Source organism: Sphingomonas sp. SphC10, assembly GCF_057004845.1.
The window spans coordinates 1,766,449-1,785,191 of sequence record NZ_CM168044.1 but is presented as its reverse complement, the minus strand read 5'-3'; the positions used below and the strand labels follow the sequence as shown (position 1 = coordinate 1,785,191).

The 18,743-nt window shown below is 65.2% G+C and carries 16 protein-coding genes and 1 tRNA gene; 9 read left to right on the top strand and 8 right to left on the bottom strand.

All coding sequences use genetic code 11. The features are described 5' to 3' along the window. Positions 1-18: 18 nt before the first annotated feature. From clpP to ACWKSV_RS07940, 5 genes are all read left to right on the top strand, one after another. The gene (clpP, locus tag ACWKSV_RS07960) at positions 19-708 is read left to right on the top strand and encodes an ATP-dependent Clp endopeptidase proteolytic subunit ClpP (protein WP_056434117.1); all 690 of its coding nucleotides are present in this window, start codon (positions 19-21) and stop codon (positions 706-708) included. A gap of 112 nt (positions 709-820) precedes the next feature. Further along, positions 821-2,092: an ATP-dependent Clp protease ATP-binding subunit ClpX gene (gene clpX / locus ACWKSV_RS07955; protein WP_042489865.1), complete on the top strand. Its 1,272-nt coding sequence runs from the start codon at positions 821-823 to the stop codon at positions 2,090-2,092. Positions 2,093-2,168: 76 nt separating this feature from the next. Continuing rightward, a complete protein-coding gene (locus ACWKSV_RS07950) occupies positions 2,169-2,762 on the top strand; it encodes a GNAT family N-acetyltransferase (RefSeq protein WP_076718300.1) in 594 nt (197 codons plus the stop codon). 88 nt (positions 2,763-2,850) lie between these two features. Beyond that, on the top strand, positions 2,851-3,549 hold the full coding sequence (locus tag ACWKSV_RS07945; protein WP_076716914.1) for a RibD family protein: 699 nt from the start codon (positions 2,851-2,853) through the stop codon (positions 3,547-3,549). 202 nt (positions 3,550-3,751) lie between these two features. Further along, positions 3,752-4,879 (top strand): calcium:cation antiporter, encoded by a 1,128-nt coding sequence (locus ACWKSV_RS07940; RefSeq protein ID WP_056434111.1) that lies wholly within the window; start codon positions 3,752-3,754, stop codon positions 4,877-4,879. Between the two features lie 328 nt (positions 4,880-5,207). Here the strand turns inward: ACWKSV_RS07940 and ACWKSV_RS07935 are convergent, their stop codons facing one another. Then, the gene (locus ACWKSV_RS07935) at positions 5,208-6,956 is read right to left on the bottom strand and encodes a M1 family metallopeptidase (protein WP_237243406.1); all 1,749 of its coding nucleotides are present in this window, start codon (positions 6,954-6,956) and stop codon (positions 5,208-5,210) included. Between the two features lie 135 nt (positions 6,957-7,091). On the opposite strand from ACWKSV_RS07935, the gene lon reads away from it, so the two are divergent. The 4 genes from lon to ACWKSV_RS07915 all read left to right on the top strand — a co-directional run bounded on the left by lon (position 7,092) and on the right by ACWKSV_RS07915 (position 11,093). Next, complete coding sequence (lon, locus tag ACWKSV_RS07930; protein ID WP_076716912.1) at positions 7,092-9,518, top strand: endopeptidase La; 2,427 nt, start codon at positions 7,092-7,094, stop codon at positions 9,516-9,518. Between the two features lie 223 nt (positions 9,519-9,741). Then, positions 9,742-10,014 (top strand): HU family DNA-binding protein, encoded by a 273-nt coding sequence (locus ACWKSV_RS07925; protein WP_042489856.1) that lies wholly within the window; start codon positions 9,742-9,744, stop codon positions 10,012-10,014. Positions 10,015-10,075: 61 nt separating this feature from the next. Next, a tRNA-Val gene (locus ACWKSV_RS07920) sits at positions 10,076-10,150 on the top strand. Positions 10,151-10,322: 172 nt separating this feature from the next. Next, positions 10,323-11,093 (top strand): EAL domain-containing protein, encoded by a 771-nt coding sequence (locus tag ACWKSV_RS07915; RefSeq protein ID WP_237243405.1) that lies wholly within the window; start codon positions 10,323-10,325, stop codon positions 11,091-11,093. An 83-nt stretch (positions 11,094-11,176) separates the two neighbouring features. Here ACWKSV_RS07915 and ACWKSV_RS07910 read toward each other — a convergent pair whose 3' ends face one another. The 7 genes from ACWKSV_RS07910 to ACWKSV_RS07880 form a co-directional block, all read right to left on the bottom strand. Further along, entirely contained in the window at positions 11,177-12,214 is a 1,038-nt protein-coding gene (locus tag ACWKSV_RS07910; RefSeq protein ID WP_191864715.1) for a c-type cytochrome, read from the bottom strand. Next, a complete protein-coding gene (locus ACWKSV_RS07905; RefSeq protein WP_076716911.1) occupies positions 12,211-12,789 on the bottom strand; it encodes a cytochrome c oxidase assembly protein in 579 nt (192 codons plus the stop codon). Before ACWKSV_RS07905 ends, ACWKSV_RS07910 begins: the two co-directional genes overlap by 4 nt. Further along, complete coding sequence (locus ACWKSV_RS07900) at positions 12,786-13,163, bottom strand: hypothetical protein (RefSeq protein WP_056434103.1); 378 nt, start codon at positions 13,161-13,163, stop codon at positions 12,786-12,788. Before ACWKSV_RS07900 ends, ACWKSV_RS07905 begins: the two co-directional genes overlap by 4 nt. Continuing rightward, entirely contained in the window at positions 13,160-15,670 is a 2,511-nt protein-coding gene (gene ctaD / locus ACWKSV_RS07895; protein ID WP_076716909.1) for a cytochrome c oxidase subunit I, read from the bottom strand. The genes ACWKSV_RS07900 and ctaD overlap by 4 nt, the downstream gene beginning before the upstream one ends. Further along, positions 15,667-16,635 carry a cytochrome c oxidase subunit II gene (gene coxB / locus ACWKSV_RS07890; RefSeq protein WP_076716908.1) on the bottom strand — a complete coding sequence of 323 codons (969 nt, stop codon included), beginning with the start codon at positions 16,633-16,635 and terminating at the stop codon, positions 15,667-15,669. Before coxB ends, ctaD begins: the two co-directional genes overlap by 4 nt. Before the next feature lie 72 nt (positions 16,636-16,707). Continuing rightward, positions 16,708-17,211, bottom strand: a complete 504-nt coding sequence (locus tag ACWKSV_RS07885; protein WP_076718294.1) for a TspO/MBR family protein — start codon at positions 17,209-17,211, stop codon at positions 16,708-16,710. Positions 17,212-17,255: 44 nt separating this feature from the next. Continuing rightward, complete coding sequence (locus ACWKSV_RS07880; RefSeq protein WP_076718292.1) at positions 17,256-18,704, bottom strand: PepSY-associated TM helix domain-containing protein; 1,449 nt, start codon at positions 18,702-18,704, stop codon at positions 17,256-17,258. Between the last annotated feature and the right edge of the window lie 39 nt (positions 18,705-18,743).

The following is an 18,743-nucleotide window of genomic DNA, read 5'->3' as shown; positions in this document are numbered from 1 at the left end:
GGCATAAGAGAGATTTCCATGCACAATCCGTTCGAGACCGGCGATTTCGCGAGCCCGCTGGCACATGCTGGCGTCGGGCTGCGGCAGACGCAGGCCGGGCTGGTTCCGATCGTCATCGAACAGTCGAACCGCGGCGAACGGTCGTTCGATATCTTCAGCCGCCTGCTCCGCGAGCGCATCATCTTCGTCACCGGCGGTGTCGAGGACGGCATGGCCTCGCTGATCTGCGCGCAGCTGCTGTTCCTTGAGTCGGAAAATCCGAAGAAGGACATCTACATGTACATCAACTCGCCGGGCGGTGTCGTCACGGCGGGCATGGCGATCCATGACACGATGCAGTATATCCGTCCGCGCGTCGGCACGCTGTGCATCGGCCAGGCCGCCTCGATGGGCAGCTTCCTGCTGTCGGCCGGTGAGCCGGGCATGCGCGTGGCGACCACGAACAGCCGCATCATGATCCACCAGCCTTCGGGCGGGGCGCAGGGCATGGCGGCCGATATCGAGATCCAGGCGCGTGAAATCCTGCGCATGCGGCACTTCCTGAACACGCTGTACGCCAAGTACACCGGCAAGCCGCTGGAAGAGATCGAGCGCGCGATGGACCGTGACAAGTTCATGAGCGCCGAGGAGGCCAAGGAGTTCGGCCTGATCGACCAGGTGTTCGACAAGCGTCCGACCCCGGCCGACGACGCGTCGACCGCGGCATAAGACGGGTCGTTCAGCGTGAACGGTTTATTTCGATTGTGACTTTATCGGGGTGCGGTACGATGCGCACCCCGGCAACGGTAGCGCACCGCTTCATGGGTGCGAGAGGTGATTGATGGACAAGGTGAGCGGTGGCAACTCGAAAAGCACCCTCTATTGCTCGTTCTGCGGTAAGTCGCAGCACGAGGTGCGCAAGCTGATCGCGGGGCCGACCGTCTTCATTTGCGATGAGTGCGTGGAGCTGTGCAACGACATCATCCGTGAGGAGACCAAGTCCGCGCTGGTCTCCAAGAAGGATGGTGGCGTCCCGACGCCGCAGGAAATCTGCAACGTGCTCGACGACTATGTCATCGGGCAGAAGCAGGCCAAGCGTGTCCTGTCGGTCGCGGTGCACAACCACTATAAGCGCCTGAACCACGGTGCGAAGGGCGCCGATGTCGAACTGGCCAAGTCGAACATCCTGCTCGTCGGCCCGACCGGTTGCGGCAAGACGCTGCTGGCGCAGACGCTGGCGCGCATTCTCGATGTGCCGTTCACCATGGCGGACGCGACGACGCTGACCGAGGCCGGTTATGTCGGCGAGGATGTCGAGAACATCATCCTGAAGCTGCTCCAGGCATCGGATTACAATGTCGAGCGGGCGCAGCGCGGCATCGTCTATATCGACGAGATCGACAAGATCAGCCGCAAGGCCGAGAATCCCTCGATCACCCGCGACGTGTCGGGCGAGGGCGTTCAGCAGGCGTTGCTCAAGCTGATGGAAGGCACGACCGCCAGCGTTCCGCCGCAGGGCGGGCGCAAGCATCCGCAGCAGGAATTCCTGCAGGTCGACACGACGAACATCCTGTTCATCTGCGGCGGCGCGTTCGCGGGTCTGGAAAAGATCATCGGCGACCGTCTGCAGGGCAAGTCGATCGGCTTCGGCGCCTATGTCGCGGCACCGGAGGAGAAGCGGACCGGCGAATATCTGCGCCAGACCGAGCCGGAGGATCTGCTGAAGTTCGGCCTGATCCCCGAATTTGTCGGCCGTCTGCCGGTCATCGCCACGCTCGAAGACCTCGACATCGCGGCGCTGGTCAAGATCCTGTCCGAGCCGAAGAACGCGCTGGTCAAGCAGTATCAGAAGCTGTTCGAGATGGAGAATGTCGAACTCGACTTCACCGACGACGCGCTGACCACGGTCGCTAAGAAGGCGATCGAGCGCAAGACCGGTGCGCGCGGGCTGCGCTCGATCCTGGAGGGCATCCTGCTCGACACCATGTTCGACCTGCCCGGCATGGACGGCGTCGACGAAGTGATGGTCGACAAGGACGTGGTCGAGGGTCGCAAGGAACCGATCCGCGTCTATGCCGAAAAGGCCAAGAAGACGGACGGCGCGGCGGCCTGAACGGGGCCGTGACGTAGTGGAATGGATGACGGGCGCTTCCCCTGGGGGAGGCGCCCGTTTTCCTATGGGGAATGCGATGGTGACGATCCGTGACGCGGGGACGGGCGACCGGGCGGCGGTGGCGGCTATGCTGGGCCGCGCCTTTGCCGACGATCCGGCCATGTCCTATATCTTTCCCGATCCGGCCGAACGGGCGAAGCGCCTGCCGCGCCTGTTCGCGCTGCTGTTCGACAGCGATGCGGCGGGGATGCGGCTGGTCGCGCAGGGCGAGGAAGCCGCGACCTTCTGGCGACCGCCGGGGCAGGCGCATGTGTCGACGATGGCCTTTGTCCGGCGGCTGATCCCGGTGCTGCACGCGCTGGGCACCTCGCTTCCCCGCGCTATGCGGCTGGGCGATGCGATCGAGGCGCATTTTCCGGCTGAGCCCTTTTGGTATCTCCATATCGCCGGCGTCGATCCGGCGCAGCAGGGACGGGGGCTGGGCGGTGCATCGATCCGGGCGGGACTGGCCCGATGCGATGCCGACGGCGTATCCGCCTATCTGGAGACGGCGACCGAGAGCAATGTCGGGCTTTATACGCGGCTGGGCTTCCAACTGACCGGGGAATGGTCGGTGCCCAAGGGCGGCCCGCACTTCTGGTCGATGATCCGGCCGGTCGGCGGACTATAAACATTCCTCCCCTTACAGGGAGGAATGGGACAAATGCCGAACCCCTCTGCTTTACCACGCGTTGCCGCTCCGAACAGGAGATGCCGCGATGAAACCCCATATGATCTGCCACATGATTTGCAGCCTGGACGGGCGCATCCTGCAAAGCCGCTGGCGGCCCGAGAGCTACAAGCCCGGTGAACTCTTCGAGGATCTGCACGACCGGATCGATGGCGACGCCTGGATCGTTGGGCGGGTGACGGGGCAGGAATTCGCCAAGGGCGACCGTTATCCCGATACGGACGAGATCTTCCCGCGCGAAAACTGGTTCGCAACCCGTGAGGCCGACGCGTTCGGCGTGGTGCTGGACGAACAGGCCAAGATCGTCTGGGGCCGGAGCGACATTGGTGGCGATCCGATCGTCGTCGTGCTGACCGAGGCGGTGCCGGACTCGCATCTGGCCGGGCTGCGGAGCGACGGGGTGTCCTATGTCTTTGCCGGAACGGATATGATCGACCTGCGCGCCGTGCCCGATATCCTGAACCAGGAATTGGGCGTCGAGACGCTGCTGGTCGAGGGTGGCGGCACGGCCAATGGCGAATTTCTGCGCGCCGGGTTGATCGACGAGATCAGCGTGGCGCTCTGCCCCGCGATCGACGGCGCGGCGGGGGCGCCCAGCCTGTTTCATTCGGGTGAGGAGGATGCGGATATGCCCGCACCGCTGACCGGGCTGACGCTGACCCATCATGAGGTGTTGCCGGGTGGTGAAATCTGGTTGCGTTACAGGGTGGAGAATGACGCGGGTTGAGGCGCCACTGCCCTCAGACTTGCAACGCCTGGTGAACTGCCGCTCCAAAACAGAGCTTGATACGCGTTTAGCCCCAGAAGGGGCTACATATGGTTTCGACATCGCAATGAATTTGCGGGCGTCGGGACCCAACAGGGCGGTTGGCGCATTGGCATGACAGGGATGTCATCATCCCCGTCACGTTGAGGAGAAGAGACCAGCCATGAGCGAACCCGACGCCATCGTCACCGCCGGACAGAAGCGCGCGCTGCTCCAGCGTCTGCTGATGCCCTGGTGGACCCTGGTGTTCCCGATCCTGGGCCTGCTTGCCATCGCAGTGTCGCTCTACAAGATGGGGACGGTCGGAGTGGTCGTCGCGGCGATCATCCTGTTCGGCTGCGTACTGTCGGCGGTTCATCAGGCAGAGGTCGTCGCGCACCGGGTCGGCGAGCCCTTCGGCACCTTGGTCCTGGCGGTTGCGGTCACGGTGATCGAGGTGTCGCTGATCGTCAGCCTGATGCTGTCCGACGCGGGTGATGCGTCCAGCCTGGCGCGCGACACGGTATTCGCGGCGATCATGATCATCCTGAACGGCATCGTCGGCCTGTGCCTGCTCGCCGGGGGATTTCAGCATGGCGAACAGCGCTTTTCGCTGCGGGGCGCGAGTTCGTCGCTCAACGTGCTGACTGCGATGGTCGTGCTGTCGCTGGTCCTGCCCAATTATGTCTCGTCCGCGCCGGGGCCGACCTATGCGACCTCGCAACTGGTCTTCGTCGCGATCGTCAGCGTCATCCTCTACGGCACCTTCGTCATGGTGCAGACGGTGCGGCACCGCGACTATTTCCTGCCCGCCGACGAGGACATGCCTGCCGATGCCCATGCCGAGCCGCCGACCAATGCGGCGGCCTGGGCGGCATTGGGCATGTTGCTGGTCGCGCTGGTCGGGGTGGTCCTGCTGGCCAAGGGGCTGTCGGGCATCGTCGAGGCGGCGATCCTGGGAGCGGGCCTGCCGCTTGCCATCGTCGGTGTGGTGATCGCGGCGCTGGTGCTGGCGCCCGAGAGCCTGGCGGCGTACCGGGCGGCCAAGCGCAACCGGCTTCAGACCAGCCTCAACCTCGCGTTGGGCTCGGCGCTGGCGACCATCGGGCTGACCATTCCGGCGGTGGCGATCGTCTCGCTGATGCTGGGCCTGCCGCTGGCGCTGGGGATCGGGGCCAAGCAGATGATCCTGCTGGTCCTGTCGCTGTTCACCATCACGCTGACGCTGGGCAATGGGCGGACGACCGTGCTGGGCGGCGCGGTGCATCTGGTGATCTTCGCGGCGTATCTGTTCGTGACGGTCGTGCCTTGATCCCCAATGCCCGTTCAGCCTGAGCGAAGTCGAAGGCCAAGGGTGGTCCACTTGGTGTTCTCCGGCGAAGGCCGGGGTCCAGTCTCCATAGTCGAGAGAGAATAGGGGCATTGCGTTGGGGGGCATGGCGATCAGTGGCAACGGCCTCCCACGCCCATTCACCGCGCCACCACAATGGCGCCGCAACTGGACCTCGGTCTTCGCCGGTGAACAGGCTGGGTTCAAACTATGCCCTTGGCCTTCTCCGCGCGGGCTGAACGAAAGGGGGGGGCGCTATCCCGTTTCCGTTCGCGTTAAGCGCAGTCGAAGCGCAGGGGGATGACCGGCCCTACTTCTTCTTCGCCGCCTGTTCCGCCTTCCACGCCCGGAACTGCTCGATCGCGACCGAGCGCTTCAGCACCTTCGCCCAGGGATCGACCACGACATGCGCATCGGCAGGCACGGTCAGCGTGCCGGTGCCGTCCGTCATCGGCAGCGTCTCGACCCGGTCGCCGACCTGGACATCGACCGGCATCGGGAAGGGCCCACCGCCCGGCACCTTCCAGGTCAGGGTGAGCTGGTCGCCACGGCGCGTCTCGACGATCTCGGGCAATGCCGCCTGGCGCAGATAGACGTTGAAGAACCAGCCATAGTCCTTGCCCGTGACCTGCCGGACAAAGCCCTCATATTCCTTGGTCGAGCCATAGCGGGGCGTGAAATTCCCCGGCCTGGGATCGGTCCGGCCATAGACGGCCAGCCGCGTCACGTCCCAGAACGCCTTGTCCCCGATCAGATTGTGGAGCGTGTGCAGCATCCACGACCCCTTCATATAGATGTCGAGGCCGGGACCGCCCTTGGCCTCTTCATAGACATCCTGCTCGGTCATGCTTCGGTCGTGGACGATGGGGGCCTTGTTGGCGATCTGCCCGCGCTGCGCGTCCATCATCACCGCATAGCGCGCCTCGCCCTCACGCCAGCGTCCATAGCTGGGCTGCATATAGCTGCCATAACCCTCGTGCAGCCAGAAATCGTCCCAGTCGACATTGGTCAGCTGGTTGCCGAACCATTCATGGCTGAACTCATGCTGGAACAGCCAGTCGAACCCTTCCGGCGCCTTGGCATATTCATTGCCGTAGGCGTTGATCGTCTGATGCTCCATGCCCTTGTGCGGCGTCTCGACTACGCCCAGCTTTTCGTCGCCGAAGGGGAAGGGGCCGACGGTCGACTCGAAGAAATCCAGCGTCGGCGCGAACTCCGCAAAGAGCCCTTCCGCCTTCTCCTTCTCGCCAGGCAGATACCAGTAGAACATGGGGATCGTGTTACCGAAGCGGCTCTTATATTTCCCCTCGACCACCTCGTACGGCCCGACGTTCAGCGCGATGGCATAGGTGTTGGGATGCTTGGTCCGCCAGTTCCACCGGGTCCGCCCATCGGGCAGCGTATCGACGCCCAGCAGCACGCCGTTTGATGGGGCCTTCAGCCCCTTGGGCACCGTGATGTGCAGCGTGACCAGGCCCGGCTCGCCCATCGGATAGTCGAGGCACGGCCAGAGCAGGTCGCAGCCATAGCCCTGATCGGTCGTGGCGAACCAGGGCCGCCCGTCCGGCGTCTTGGCCCAGACGACGCCGGTATCCCAGGGCGCCCGCACCGCGACATGCGGCGTGCCGCCATAGGTGATCTTCGCGCTGACCGTCTGCCCGGCACGCAGCGCACGGGGCAGGGTGACGACCAGCTGCCCTTCCGGGTTGGACCACGCGGCGGGCTTGAGGGGCTTTCCATCGATGGCGATCGCCTTGACCGGCAAATTCCGGTCGAGATCGATTACCAGCCGCGCCAGCGGCGCCTTTGCGGTAAAGTCCAGCACCGCAATGCCGTTCAACTCCTGCGTATCGGGCAGTATCTCGAACGACAGGTCGGCACGGTCGAAGCGGACGGCGAGCTGCTCGGGTGGACGGACGCCGCCGGAGATCATGGTCTGCGCGGTCAGCGGCGGCTCACCCTTGGCGGGAAGCGCCTTGGATGTCTGGGCACCGGACGGGGCGGCGCAAAGAAACGAGGAGGCGAGCAGCGCGATAGCGGCATTCCGTATACGATTCATGGTGTCTGGTTTCGCCCAAGCGATGCGGCTTGGCAAGCCGTGCCGCAGCGTCTTGTCGCAGCGGGAATTGATGGATCGGCAACCCTCCCCATATATAGATACGAAGAGGCCCTGATCGGGCCGACCGGAGTTTGCATGAACCAGACCTATCCCGTCCTCCCGCTGCGTGACATCGTCGTCTTCCCGCACATGATCGTGCCCCTGTTCGTCGGCCGCGACAAATCGGTCGCGGCACTGGAAGCGGCGATGGCGGCGGACAAGGAAATTTTTTTGGTCGCCCAGTTGGATCCCGCCGAGGACGATCCCTCACGCGAGGATCTGTACGAGATCGGCGTGACCGCCAGCGTCCTGCAACTGCTGAAGCTGCCCGACGGCACGGTACGCGTGCTGGTAGAGGGCAAGACGCGCGGCCGCCTGGTCGAGCTGGACGAGTCGGGCACCCACCTGACCTCCACCATCGACACGACCGTGGTCGAGAGCGACGAAACCGCGCTCGAAGAGCAGGAGCATGACGTCAAGGCGCAGGTCGCCGCGCTGATGCGTTCGGTGGTCGACCAGTTCGAGAATTACGCCAAGCTCAATCGCAAGCTGCCCGCCGAAACGGCCGTGCAGCTGGCCGAGATCGAGGATGCGTCGCAGCTGGCCGATGCGGTCGCCGCGAACATTTCGGTCAAGGTCGCCGACAAACAGGCGCTGCTGGTGGAAACCGATCCGGCCAAGCGGCTGGAGATGGCCTATGCCCTGATGGAAGGCGAACTCGGCGTCCTTCAGGTCGAGAAGAAGATCAAAAGCCGCGTCAAGCGCCAGATGGAGAAGACGCAGCGCGAATATTATCTCAACGAACAGCTCAAGGCGATCCAGCGCGAGCTGGGCAATGAGAGCGAGGACGGCGACGGCGACGAGATCGCCGAGCTGACCCAGAAGATCGCGACGCTCAAGCTGTCGAAGGAAGCGCGCACCAAGGCGACCGCCGAACTGAAAAAGCTGAAGACCATGGCGCCGATGAGCGCCGAGGCGACGGTCGTGCGCAATTACCTCGACGTGCTGCTGGGTCTGCCCTGGGGCAAGAAGTCCAAGGTGAAGAAGGACATCGCGGCGGCGCAGGCGATCCTGGACCAGGACCATTATGCGCTGGAAAAGGTGAAGGACCGGATCGTCGAATATCTCGGCGTTCAGGCGCGCACCAACAAGCTGAAGGGGCCGATCCTGTGCCTCGTCGGCCCGCCGGGCGTCGGCAAGACCTCTCTGGGCCAGTCGATCGCCAAGGCGTGCGGGCGCGAGTTCATCCGCCAGTCGCTGGGCGGCGTGCGCGACGAGGCCGAGATTCGCGGCCACCGCCGGACGTACATCGGCTCGCTGCCGGGCAAGATCGTGACCAACCTGAAAAAGGCGGGCACCGGCAACCCGCTGTTCCTGCTCGACGAGATCGACAAGCTGGGCCAGGATTTCCGCGGCGATCCCGCCTCGGCGCTGCTGGAAGTGCTCGATCCGGAGCAGAACGCCAAGTTCAACGACCACTATCTGGAGATCGATATCGATCTGTCGGACGTGATGTTCGTGTGCACGGCAAACACGCTGAACCTGCCGCAGCCCTTGCTCGACCGCATGGAGATCATCCGTCTGGAGGGCTATACCGAGGATGAGAAGGTCGAGATCGCCGAGCGCCATCTGGTCGCCAAGCAGGTCGAGACGCATGGCCTGAAGGGCGGCGAGTTCACCCTGACCCAGGAGGGCCTGCGTGCCCTGATCCAGCGTTACACCCGCGAGGCGGGCGTGCGTACGCTGGAGCGCGAGATTGCGCGCCTCGCCCGCAAGGCGCTGCGCCAGATCTTGGAGGGCAAGGCGACGTCGGTGACGATCACGCCGGAAAACCTGCATGAGTTCGCAGGCGTCCAGAAGTACCGCCACGGCCTGTCCGAACAGGAGGACCAGATCGGTGCGGTCACGGGCCTCGCCTGGACCGAGGTGGGTGGCGAACTGCTTACCATCGAATCGGTGACGGTGCCGGGCAAGGGCCAGGTGAAGACCACCGGCAAGCTGGGCGATGTGATGAAGGAATCGGTCCAGGCCGCCTTCAGCTTCGTCCAGGCGCGCAGCCCCAGCTTCGGGATCAAGCCGTCGCTGTTCCACCGCAAGGACATCCATATCCACCTGCCCGAGGGCGCGGTGCCCAAGGACGGTCCGTCGGCGGGCATCGGCCTCGTCACCTCGATCGTGTCGACGCTGACCGGCATTGCGGTGCGCAAGGATGTGGCGATGACCGGCGAGGTCACGCTCCGCGGCCGCGTGCTGCCGATCGGTGGCCTGAAGGAAAAGCTGCTGGCGGCGCTGCGTGGCGGCATCACCACCGTGCTCATCCCGCAAGAGAATGAAAAGGATCTGGCGGATATTCCCGCCAACATCCTGAATGGGCTGAAGATCGTGCCGGTGGCGCATGTCGACGAGGTGCTTCGCCTGGCGCTGGTCGAGCCGCTGGAGGCGATCGACTGGACCGATGCGGATGAATTGGCGGCGCTGCCGCCTGCCGCGATCCCGGCGGTTGGCGGCGAACGTCACCACTGATCGTCGCAAGGACGAGGCCGCCGGTCGAAGGATCGGCGGCCATTTTCAAACGATGTCATAAGGATGACACGCGCTTCTGTTTGCGCCATCCTTCGCTTTGGATAAGGATGGGGGATAAGGGTGGGGTTTGACAGCACCGCCTGCCGCGTCATTATCGGTCCTTTAATATTTGGGCGGCACCGAGTCCGTCTGGTTATTCGTCGAAATCATAGGGGGTTATGGAATGAACAAGCAGGAGCTGATCGCCACCGTCGCCGACTCCTCGGGCCTGGCCCGCGGCGATGCGGTCAAGGCGGTCGATGCCGTGTTTGAATCGATCACCGCTGCCCTGAAAAAGGGTGATGAAGTTCGCCTCGTTGGCTTCGGCACTTTCTCGGTTTCCAAGCGCAAGGCCTCGACCGGCCGTAACCCGCGCACCGGCGAACCGATGACCATCAAGGCCTCGTCGCAGCCCAAGTTCAAGCCGGGCAAGCTGCTGAAGGACTCGGTCAACTAAATCCGAAATTTTGGGCTGGACAGGCGGCGACTCGCCGCCTAAAGGCCCGTCTCCCGGTTACGGGCGCGTAGCTCAGCGGTAGAGCACACCCTTCACACGGGTGGGGTCACAGGTTCAATCCCTGTCGCGCCCACCATTCTTTCCAATGACTTAGTGGTCCGGAAGGAATGGTGATCAGCCTGATCGGCCAGGCTTTCCGTCCCTTTCGGCGGCCGTTCGGCAAGATTCGGCAATATGATGCCGGTTGCTAGACAATTTAACGTGCCTTTAGCGGCCTCTCCTTATGCTCATGGCCAAAGGAGACTGTCATGCAGCAGGGGTATCGTAGCTTTTGTCCCGATCATCCGGCCTTCGCCATCGCGATGGCGTTCCAGCCGATCATGGATGTCGAGACGGGACGACCCATCGCCTATGAAGCGCTGGTCCGGGGCAGCAAGGGCGAGGGCGCCGGCGATATCCTGACGCGGATCAGGCCCGAGGAACGCTACGACTTCGACCAGCAATGCCGGGTCGCCGCGATCGAGGGCGCAGTGGCGGCGGGGCTGCTCGACGGCGGTGCGCGGCTGTCGATCAACTTTTTTCCCGACACCGTCTATTCGCCGCTCGCCTGCCTGGAGCCGACGCTGGACACCATGCGACGGCTAAATGTCCCTCATGAGCGGCTGATCTTCGAATTCTCCGAACAGGCGGAGATCGGCGACGGCGCGCATCTGAAGACCATCCTCGACACCTATCATTGCATGGGCTTCGGAACCGCGATCGACGATTTCGGTGCGGGCCATGCCGGGCTGACCCTGCTGGGGCAGGTCAGGACAGACTATATCAAGCTCGACATGGCGCTGATCCGGGGCATCGATCAGACCATGCCCCGGCGCATGATCGTCGAGGGCGTGATCCGGATCGCCGAGAAGATGGGCATCGCGATCATCGCCGAGGGCGTTGAGACGATCCACGAATATGACGCGCTCCGGGCGCTGGGCGTGCGGTACATGCAGGGCTATCTGATCGCACGACCCGGCTTCCGCTGTTTGCCGCCGGGACATCTGCCAGAGGACTTGGCCTGGGTAGTGAGCGCCTGAAGCCACGGACATCAGCGTTTTAGGCATTCCTCTCCTTACCGGGAGGAATGCCTTGTCATACCGCGCTTCGAAGGCGCCAGCCGTCAGCGCACCGAACCCGCATCCCCCGCCAGATAACGCGCGATCGGATCGATCATGTCCTTCGGGATACGTCGCGCGATGACGGGCATGGTCGCGTGGCTCTTGCGCGCATCGACGACATTCTTGTCGCCCTGCCAATGGCGCAGGCGCGCGGCGATATAGCTGGCCCGCTGTCCGGCGAGGACGGGATAGGGCTTGCCGGGCGTGTGACAGCTGACACAGGCGGGAAGCTGTTTGTCGGGCAGTCCGCGCTCGACGATCTGCGCCGCCGCCGGTTCGCCCGCAGGCTTCGCGCCCAGCCCCGGCATCGCGGCGAAGCGGCGCGCGGCGGCCTCCATGTCGGCGGGCTCCATGCGCATCGCGACCTGCTGCATCACCGCGCTTGACCGGGTGCCGTTGGCGTAGCCCTTGAGTGCCGCGAGCAGATATTCGGGGCTCTGGCCGCCCAAAACCGGAATGTCGGGCGCGCCGCGACCCCGGCCGTCGGTGCCATGGCATCCGGTGCAATTGTCGGGATCGACAGCGGGCGACGCCTCGGCGACCAGCGCGCGATATTGGGTGGGCGTCATGTCGGGCAGGCGGCGGACGAATGCCACCATGCGGCGCACTTCGTCTTGGCGGTCCTGCACGGCCCAAGCGGGCATACCGGTATATTTGACGCCGTGCTGGAGAATCCAGAACAGCTGCTTGTCGGTCCATTCGCGCGCATTGACCGACAGGTCGGGCGCAGGCGGGGTCGCGGCCTGCATCACGGGGGCGGGCTTCTGGCCTGGGGCTCCGTGGCAGACGGCACAGCTATTGGCGAAATGCCCGGCCGCGCTCACCAGCCCGCTTGCGTCGGCGGGGTCCTTGGGGGCGGTGAAGGCGGCATGGGTGCGCACCGAATTGCGCATCGCCCAGTGAAGGAACCAGTCGGTGATCGCCCAATGCCCGCTGGAGGCGGCCAGGTTGATGACGCCCGACCAGGCCAAGCCCATGCCGAGCAGCGCTAGGCCCAACAGCGTCGCCAGCGCCCGCTTCCAGGTGATGCGGATCGTCATGCGTGCGCCTCTTCTTTGGTCTGGAGCAGGCGCGCGAGCATCGCCAGCCCGCCGCATAGATAGGCGACGCCGCCGACCAGCAGCATCACGACGCCCGCCATCTGCTGATCCGCCAGCGCCCCCATGTCATGATGGCTGTAGAGCGGCCGCGGGGCGAGGCCGATCAGCGCGCCCAGCAAGGTCATGTGCATCGAGGTGACGAGCAGGGCGGCAACGCCGGCGGCCCGGTGACGCGGCGCGAGCACGGCGGCCCAGAGCAGCAGGCCGACCGCCAGGAAGCTGACCTGCTCGGTGATCAGCCAGGGCAACCCATGGTCCGCCAGCCGCCGCAGCGCCGGGACGTGCCAGCCCCATACCACGACCGCCTCGATCATGGCGGCGGCCAGCGGGGTGGCGAGCCGGGGCAGGTGGACCGCCGGATCGAAACGTGTACCCTGCAACCCCAGCGCGATCGGCGGCGCGGCGACCGCCACGGCGATCATGTGCGCGACCATATGCCCGGTCATGCCCCAGGTGCTGAAGGCCCAGCCGACCGACAACAGCGCCAGACCCAGCATCAACCAGCTACGCCTCATCGGCAATCGCCCAGCATCAGGACGGGCATGGCGGTGAAGATCACCGCGACGAAGCTCAATCCCGCCAGCAACATCGTCGAATAGGCCAGGAAGCGCAGCCGATCGATATCGGTGCCCTCGTTATGCGGCGGCGGGTCGCCCGGCGTGCGCGACTGCTGCCACGCGATCACGCCCGAGGCGAGGATGACGATCAGCGCGACGACCGTCCCGATCGCGAAGGCGGTAGGGAACAGTGCCCATTTCCCGATCCGCTCGCACGAGATCGCGACCCAGAGATAGGAGAAGAGGAAATGCACCGCCCACGTCGTCGGCGGCACGATCAGTGTCCAGAGGGTGACGCGCAGCCGGTGCGCGCCTTTCAGCCAGCGCTTCATAGCCCCGTCTCCGGAAACAGGCCGATGGTCAGATAGGTGACGATCGCGGTCAGCGCGAAGAAATGCATATAGACGGTGATGTTGCGGATATCGGCGTCATGGGTCGGCGTCATCCTGCCCGCGATGCTGCGCGCCAGCGTATAGAGCTGCATGATCACCGCGACGGCGGCATGGACGACGGTCCAGACGACCAGCACCCAGACGATGGCCGGATAGACATTGGCCTCCGGGTCCAGCCCGTCCAGGCACCCTATCCCGGCGAACAGGCTGGCGATGACGGTGACGGCGCCAGCGACCAGCAGCCCGCGTGCGGCATTGACCGAACCCCGGTGATGAACCTGGCGCGCGACCAGCGTCGCGGCCCAACTGGCCAGCGACAGCGCCAGTGCCGTCAGCGGCCTGCCGCTGCCCGGTCCGTCAAAGCCTGCGCCGAAATCGGGATGGATCGTCCAGTAGAAATAATAGCCGAAGACCAGCCCCGAAAAGGCGGTCGCATCCGCCATCATTGTGATGAACATAGCCCACCAGCCGGGCGCGGCCGGGCCGGAGATATAGAGCGGCAGGCGCATGCCGTGGCCGATCGGCTTTTCCGGCTTTTCCGGAATCTCGGCAGTGTCCCACAGCCACCACAATATGCAGCCCAGCGTGACCACACCGCCCAGCGCGGCGATGAGGTAGAGGTGATAGGTGGTCAGGATGAACACGCTGCCCAGTGCCACGGCGGTCATCATCGGCTTGACGCTGGGCGTGCCCAGCCGGATCACCGAGACGGGCTTGGCGTCGAGGACAGAGGTGATGATCGTCTCGCGGCGACCTTCCTCGGCATCGGGCAGGAAGAAGCGGCCCTCATCGACCTTGGCGACGAAGTTCTTCTGGTCCCAGATCGGATAGCGGCTTTCGACCAACGGCACCGAGCGGATGCCCCAATCCTCGTCATCCGGATGCGCCAGCCATTCCAGCGTCCCCGCATTCCATGGGTTGCGCGGCGACTTGGCGCGCGTCGGCGAGAGCATGAGGTCGACGACCAGCACCGCGACACCGGCCGCGAACATATAAGAACCGGCGGTCGAGGCGAGGTTGAGCCAGCCGATGCCCAGTTCTTCCGGATAGGTGAAGACACGACGCGGCATGCCCTCCAGCCCCGACAGGTGCATCGGGAAGAAGGTCAGGTTGATGCCGACGAACATGATCCAGAAGGCGATGCGCCCCAGCCGGTCCGACAGCTTCTTGCCGGTGATCAACGGCCAGTAATAATAAAGCCCGCCGAACAGCGGCAGCAGCGTGCCGCCGATCAGCACATAGTGGAGGTGCGCGACCACGAAATAGGTGTCGTGCGCCTGCCAGTCGAACGGCGCCACCGCGACCATCACGCCGGTCAGGCCGCCGATGACGAACACCGCCAGGCTGCCCGAGGCATAGAGCAGCGGTGTCGACCACTTCACCTTGCCCGCCCAGAGCGTGGCGATGAAGGCGAAGATCTGAACGCCGGTCGGGATGGCGACGGCTTCGGAGGCGGCAGAGAAGAAGGCGAGGCTGATCTTGGGCAGGCCGGTCGCAAACATGTGGTGGACCCACAGCCCGAACGACAGGAAGGCGGTGCCGACGGCAGCCAGCACGATCCATGGATAGCCGAGCAGATGGCGCTGCGCGAAGGTCGGGATCATCATCGCGAACAGCGCGATGGAGGGCAGGAAGACGATATAGACTTCCGGATGGCCGAAGATCCAGAACAGGTGCTGCCACAGCAGCGGATCGCCGCCCCGCGCCGCGTCGAAGAACGGCCAGTTGAGCAGCCGCTCCATCTCGAACAAAAGGTCGCCTGCGATAAGCGGCGGGAAGGCGAACAGGATCATCACCGCCACGACCAGGATATACCAGGCATAGAGCGGCATCAGGTTCAGCCGCATACCGGGCGGGCGGCATTTCAGCACGCCGACGATCAGCTCGACCGCGGCGGCCACCGACGATACCTCGATGAAGGACAGGCCCAGCATCCAGATATCGGCGCCCAGTCCCGAGAGGTCGGTTCGGGTGGTCAGCGGCGGATACATGAACCAGCCGCCATCGGGCGCGGCGTTGAAGAAGATCGAGCCGCCGACGAACACGCCGCCGATCAGGAAGCTCCAGTAACCGAAGGCCGACAGGCGCGGGAAGGGCAGGTCGCGTGCGCCCAGCAGCTGGGGCAGCAGGATGATCGACACCGCCTCGAACATCGGGACGGCGAACAGGAACATCATCATCGAGCCGTGCAGCGTGAACAGCTGGTTGAAGGTGTTCGCCGAGACGAGGTCGTTGTCGGGCACCGCCAGCTGGGTGCGCATGATCAGCGCCAGCACGCCCGCGAACAGCATGAAGCCGAACGCGGTCAGCGTGTACCAGACGCCGACCCGGTTGTTGTTGGTGTCGGTCCAGCGCAGGAACAGGCCGCTGGGTGGTTTCCACACCGCGCGCAGCCGCTCTTCCTGTTCGGCGCGAAGCTGGGGATCGTCCTGCGCGTGGAGGCTCATTTCAGGCCCTGAAGATAGCGGGCGAGGGCAATGGCCTCGTCATCCGACAATTGGGGGAAGGATGGCATGCGGACGCCGGGCTTGGTCTTTTCGGGATGGCGGATGAAGGCGGCGACGTTCGCCTCCGTCATCGGCAGGATACCCGCCGCCAGCGTCCGGCGCGATCCGAAATGGGTGAGGTCGGGGCCGATCCGGCTGGGCGCGTTGACGCCCGCGATGCCGTGGCAGCCGCCACATCCATTCTCGGCGAACAGGCGCGCTCCGGCGGCGTCGCCCGGCCGGGCGGGACGGGCCTGCTCGGCCAGCCACGCGTCGAAGGCGGCGGGCGGCATGGCGATGACGTCGAACGCCATCAGCGCATGGGACAGCCCGCAGAATTCGGCGCATTGCCCGCGATAGCGGCCGGGCTTGTTGGCGCGCACGACCAAGCTGTTGATGCGGCCGGGGATCATGTCCATTTTGCCCGCCAGCCCTGGTATCCAGAAGCTGTGCACCACATCGCCGCCGCTCAGGCGGAAGGCGACGGTGCGTCCGGTGGGAATGCGGATTTCATTGGCGCTGAGGATCGGGGGACGGCCCGGCGGCGCATAGGCGACGCGCCACCAGAATTGCTCGCCATCCACCGCGATGGTCAGGTCGGCGGGCGAGGCCGGGCGCGGCTTCATATAGGGTAGCGAATAGGCGAGCAGCCCGAGCAGCACGACGGTCGGGATGATCCCGCCCAGCCACAGGACGATCCGCATCCCCTTGCGGTGGTCGATCGATCCCTCGGGCGCCCGGACGGCATGGCGCATCAGCAGCGCGACACCGCCCGCAATCAGCACCGCGCCGACCAGCATGATGATGAAAAGATGGCGGATATCGGCCGCATCCGCCCCGAACGGCGCCAGCGTGGATTGATGCGTATTGCATCCCGCCAGGAAACCGGCTGTCAGAATCGAGATGGCGCTGCTTTTCCCCCGCATCGCCCCCGAACGTTTCCCTGGCGGAATAGTTCATGCCGGCTTCATCTAAAGTTCATGTTCGGTGCATTTCTGCTATCGATTGTCGTTGCGGCGCCACACTTCCCCCGCCAGCAGGGTCGCAAAGCCCAGCCACGCCGCCAGCGGCATCACGCTGACCGAAGCGGGGCGATCGACTTTCCAGGCGGTGGCGGCGAGGGCGGTGGTGCCGATCGCCATGGCGCCGGCGGCGGCGGTGCTGGCGCCGGTGCGCCGTTCGCGGAAGAACAGCTCGGTCCAGCCGCCGATCATCGCGCTGTTGCCCAGCCACAGTGCGACCGAGGCGTTGCGGGTGGGGGAGGCAGGCTGGCGAAGCAGGCGATAGCCGCCGACCGCCGCCAGCGTCTCCAGCACCGGCCAGACCGCGCCGAACACCGCATCGGGCGGGGTGAAGCCGGGCTTGTCGAGCCGCGCATACCAACGGCGGATGCGCGGGTGCGACGGATCGGGGGCGTTACGCCGCCCGACCAGCGCGCTCAGTCCGAGCACACCCGCCGCGATACCGCCCGCCACCAATGGCGATAATCCCTTGTTCTTCATGGCCGTCATCCCTTTGCGAAGGTCGGTGGGATAACGGCTTTCCTTCAAGCCTGTTCAATCGCGATGCGGCGGCGGCTCCACAGCAAGACCCGGTCGAGCAGGCCAATGACGACCAGCGACATACCGAACAGCGGCAAGGCGATCCCCGCCACCACCAGCGACAGAAGCAGCCCGCCGACCCGCGCACCTGACAGCGCAGGCGGCGCGCCGACCCGTCCGGCCGGGCGACGTTTCCACCACATTGCCACGCCGCTGAACGTCAGGACCCAGATGGCGATGCAGGGGATCAGCATCAGCAACTGGTTTGCACGGCCGAAATAATTGCCCATGTGAAGCTGGACACCTGATTCCACCGCGCGGCCGACGATGCCATATCCGGCGTAATGCACCTCGGGCCCGATCTGCCGGAAGCTGTAGCGGTCGATATAGAGCGTCTTCTGCCCCACCGGCCGGTCGGGATAGGTGAAGACGGTATAGACCCCGTCCGCGCCCTTGGGCAGGAACAGCCGGTAGCTGCCCGACCAGCCATGCGCGCGCAGGATGCCCGTCACCCGATCGGTGCCGCGAATGACGGCGGGGTCGTGGGTAGCGCCGGGCATCTCCGGGCCGTGATCGGCATGTTCGCCGCTCATGGCGGGCATCGCCGAGTGCGGCATCCTGGATCGGGGAAGGGGAGCATCCTCCAGCGTCCAGGGCGCATCGCCCAATGCGGCCTTCATCGGCACGCTATGGGGTATGTTGTACTGGCGGAAGGAAGGCGGATAACCCACGCCCAGCGCCGCGCCGACCCGGTGGATCAACGGCCCGCTGACCCCGGCCCAGGGCAGGCCGGTGACGATCAGGAAGCCGATCAACGCGACCGTCCAGACCCCGACCGGTCCATGCAGGTCCCGCCAGAAGCGTCGTCCCCGCCCGCTCGTTCGCGGCCAGAGCGTCCCCGCCGCAGTGAACCGCCCGCGCGGCCACCACAGGATGACGCCGGTGACGAGCAGGACCAGCGCCCAGCTGACGGCCAGCTCGACCAGCCGCTCGCCGAACACGCCCATCAATATGGAACGGTGCATGGCATCCGCCCAGCCGACCAGGGTCCGGTCATAGACGACGCTGCCCAGCACGTGGCCCGTGCCGGGATCGACCGCGACGCGACGCGGCGGCCCCTCGGTCGGCTGGACGAAGACCACTGCCGAGCGGTCGGCGGTGTCGGGCATGTCGACCCGCGACGCGCTGCCCGGATAGGCGGTGAGCGCGGCCTCGATCATGCGTGACATCGGCACGTTCGTGTCGTGCGGCGCGGCGAAGCGAAGCTCGGGGTAGAAGACATCGTTCAACTCGTCGTTGAACAGATAGATGGCCCCGGTCAGACTCAGCATCAGCAGGATCGGCGCGACGAGCAGCCCGGCCCAGAAATGCCAGCGCCAGATGGTCCGGTGAAAGGCGGCGGAGGCGTTCGGCCGGACAAACGCACGTCCGGCTCCGAAAGGATTATAAGGCATGACAAGGCTTTCGACCAACCCTCGCCGGGGACGGGGGCA